The organism is Streptomyces sp. MnatMP-M17, assembly GCF_900091995.1.
Taxonomy (GTDB): domain Bacteria; phylum Actinomycetota; class Actinomycetes; order Streptomycetales; family Streptomycetaceae; genus Streptomyces.
On sequence record NZ_FMDK01000159.1, the window covers coordinates 1 to 3633 of the forward strand.

Sequence of the window (3633 nt, forward strand, 5' to 3'; positions counted from 1 at the left end):
GGCCGGTGTCCGGGCAGCGCCGGCCCCTACGGAGAGCGCCCCCAGCGCGCCGGGCGGCATGCACTGGGGGCGCTCTCACAGCCCTGCCGGGGGCTCGGCCGCAGCCGGTTTCGGGGCCGCGGGGCTCGGGCCCGGACGCCGCCCTGCTACTCCACCGTCACCGACTTCGCCAGGTTCCTGGGCTTGTCGATGTCACGGCCCAGCGCCAGTGCCGTGTGGTACGCCAGGAGCTGGAGCGGGATGCCCAGCAGGATCGCGTCCAGCTCGGTCTCGTTCTTCGGTACCACGATCGTGTGGTCGGCCTTCTCCTGCGGCTGGTGCGCCACCGCCAGGATCGGGCCGCTGCGCGCCTTGATCTCCTCCAGCGCCGCGCGGTTCTTCTCCAGCAGATCGTCGTCCGGGACGATCGCGACCGTCGGCAGCGCCGGTTCGATCAGCGCGAGCGGGCCGTGCTTGAGCTCGGAGGCGGGATAGGCCTCGGCGTGGATGTACGAGATCTCCTTGAGCTTCAGGGAGGCCTCCAGCGCCACCGGATAGCCGCGCACCCGCCCGATGAACATCATCGAGGCGGAGTCCGCGTACTGGGCCGCCAGCTTCGCGATGGCCTCCTCCGTCGCCAGGATCTCCGAGATCTGGGCGGGCAGTCTGCGCAGCCCGTCGATGATCCGCTTGCCGTCGGCGACCGACAGATCGCGGATCCGGCCGAGATGCAGCGCCAGCAGCGCGAAGGCGACCACGGTGTTGGTGAAGCACTTGGTGGAGACGACACAGACCTCCGGGCCCGCGTGCACATACACGCCGCCGTCGGTCTCCCGGGCGATCGCCGAGCCCACCACATTTACCACGCCCAGCACGCGCGCGCCCTTGCGCTTGAGCTCCTGCACCGCGGCCAGCACGTCGTACGTCTCACCGGACTGCGACACCGCGACATAGAGTGTGTCGGGATCCACGACCGGATTGCGGTAGCGGAACTCGGAGGCGGGCTCGGCATCCGCCGGGATCCGCGCCAGCTCCTCGATGAGCTGCGCGCCGATGAGTCCCGCGTGGTACGAGGTGCCGCAGCCCAGGATCTTGATCCGGCGCACTCCGCGCGCCTCGCGGGCGTCCAGATTCAGGCCGCCGAGATGCACGGTGGCGAACCGGTCGTCGATCCGGCCGCGCAGCACGCGGTCCACGGCGTCGGGCTGCTCCGAGATCTCCTTGTGCATATACGTGTCGTGGCCGCCCATGTCGTACGACTCGGCCTCCCACTCCACGGTGGTCGGCGTGGCCGAGGTACGGGAGCCTTCGGTCGTGTACGTACGGAAGTCGTCGGCCTTGAGCGTGGCCATCTCGCCGTCGTCGAGCGTGACGACCTGGCGGGTGTGCGAGACGAGGGCGGCCACGTCGGAGGCGACGAACATCTCCTTCTCGCCGATGCCGAGGACGACCGGTGAGCCGTTGCGCGCGACGACGATACGGTCCGGGAAGTCGGCGTGCAGGACGGCGATCCCGTAGGTGCCCTCGATGAGCTGGAGTGCCTGGCGGACCTTCTCCTCCAGGGTGGCGGCCTGGGAGCGGGCGATGAGATGGGTCATCACCTCGGTGTCGGTCTCGGAGAGAAACACCACGCCGTCCGCCTCCAGCTTCACCCGCAGCTCGGAGGCGTTGTCGATGATGCCGTTGTGGACGAGCGCGACCTTGCCCTCGGCGTCCATGTGCGGATGCGCGTTCTCGTCGCTCGGCGAGCCATGGGTGGCCCAGCGGGTGTGCGCGATACCGGTGGTGCCCGTGAAGCGCTTGGGCACACGGGCCTCCAGTTCGCGGACCCGGCCCTTGGCCTTGACCATCTTCAGCGTGGCGGCCTTGCCCGCGGCCGGCTTGCCGGTGATGACCACTCCGGCCGAGTCGTATCCGCGGTACTCCAGCCGCTGAAGGCCCTCCAGCAGCAGTGGTGCCACATCACGCTTGCCGATATATCCGACGATTCCGCACATACAGTCTTGCCCCTCCAGATCGGTTCATGATCGGTTCAGCCGTGGATCGGTTCGGCTGTGGACCGCTTCAATCGCTTCAGCCGTAGACGATGCGGCGCAACTGCCGGAGGGAGAGCTCCGGCGGCGCCACCGCCCGGTGCGGCAGCTCGGCCGCGATCCGCTCGAAGATCTCCGCGTTGGTGCCGCCGGCGGCCTGTATCTCCCGGTGGCGCCGGCGGACGAACTCCTCGGTCGTCTCGTCGAAGTACGCCAGCACGTCGAGCACCACCCGGGCCGCCTCGCCGCGCCGGAGCGCGGTGCTGCGGACGAGATGGTCGATGAGGTCGTCGTACGACGCGCTGCGTTCCGGCACCCGTTGATATTGCGGGTACGGAAGGGGGTTTGCAAGAAATCTGCCCGGAATCGGGCAGGAGTCGGCCCTCTCCAGAGCCGAACGAGGGAACGGTCAGCTACTACGGCGAAGGTACGGCAGATACGGCAGATACGGCAGATACGTCGGATATGCGGGATACGACGGATGCGACGGATACGGCGCCGTCCGAACGGCAGCCCGGGCCGCTCTCAGAGGCGCTTCAGGACGGCCTGCTTGGCGGTGGCGAACTCCTCGGCGGTGAGTATCCCGGCCTGGTGCAGTTCGCCCAGCTCCCGCAGTCTGCGCAGCAGCGCGTCGTGGTCCTCGCGGTCCGGCGGCGCGGTGTCCGCCGTCTCCGGCTCCGGCCCCGCCTCCGTGCCCGTACCTGTACCGGCCGAGGCGTACGGATGCGGCAGCCGGGCCAGCACGGCGGCTCCCGCCAGCGCCATCAGCGGATCCTTCCTGAATCCCCACAGCTCCACCGCGTACGGGTCGTACTTCGGCCGGGCCGACGCCGGCGCCCTGGCCACCCGGAAGCGCATATAGCCGTTGTCCAGCCCGGCGCTCGGCTGCCACTCCACCGACTCCACATCGGCCAGCGCCAGGGTCGTGGGGCCGCCCGAGGACTTGGACTCCTCGGTCTTCCAGTTCCACTCCAGTCTGATCCGCTCGCCGTCGAAGGTGACGGTCCCGTCGCCCGCGCTCGCGGTGATCGGCAGGGCGGGCCCGGGCAGCAGATAGCGGTCCACGGGACGGGACTCCACACCGTCCAGCAGCAGGGCGTTGCGCACCTCGTCCACGAGATACTCCGCGACTCCGGAACGGTCCCTCTCCACGGTCAGCCGGTACGGATCCGAGCTCTCGCCCAGCCGGCCCGCGGCGATCTGGAGCAGCGGATCGGCGCCGTCCCGCAGCCGCAGCCGGAGCCGCCCGGACTTCCGGCCCGACTCGAAGGAGATCCCGGCCAGCGCCTCCAGCGGTACGGCGATTTCACCGAGTGCCGCGCGCAGCGGGCTCACGCCCTTGTCGTTGCCGGGCACGATGCGGACCGTGTCTCCGTCGAAGAGCCATGTGCCGTCCTTCTGGATGATTTCCGCCATGCCGTGGATTCTTCCATCGGCAGGGCGGAAATTGGTCTACACCTTGACCGCCGGTGGGACGTGCGGGTCCCATGGGAGAAGTTCATCGCCCGGCACCGCAGGTGAGTACCCCGTCGAAGGGACAACCTTGTGAGAACCGTTGTGGCACACCGCAGATCATTACCTCGGCTGTTCGGCTCGCTGCTGCTCGTCGTGGCGGCCGGGT

The 3633-nt window shown here is 69.2% G+C and carries 3 protein-coding genes; all 3 read right to left on the minus strand.

Going from position 1 to position 3633, the window contains the following annotated elements:
- Positions 1 to 146: 146 nt before the first annotated feature.
- The 3 genes from glmS to GA0115259_RS08220 all read right to left on the minus strand — a co-directional run bounded on the left by glmS (position 147) and on the right by GA0115259_RS08220 (position 3428).
- A complete protein-coding gene (gene glmS / locus GA0115259_RS08210; RefSeq protein WP_093593052.1) occupies positions 147 to 1976 on the minus strand; it encodes a glutamine--fructose-6-phosphate transaminase (isomerizing) in 1830 nt (609 codons plus the stop codon).
- A 76-nt stretch (positions 1977 to 2052) separates the two neighbouring features.
- Positions 2053 to 2328, minus strand: coding sequence for a hypothetical protein (locus GA0115259_RS08215; protein ID WP_093593055.1), 276 nt, complete (start codon positions 2326 to 2328; stop codon positions 2053 to 2055).
- Between the two features lie 209 nt (positions 2329 to 2537).
- A complete protein-coding gene (locus GA0115259_RS08220) occupies positions 2538 to 3428 on the minus strand; it encodes a DUF4429 domain-containing protein (protein ID WP_093593058.1) in 891 nt (296 codons plus the stop codon).
- Positions 3429 to 3633: the final 205 nt, after the last annotated feature.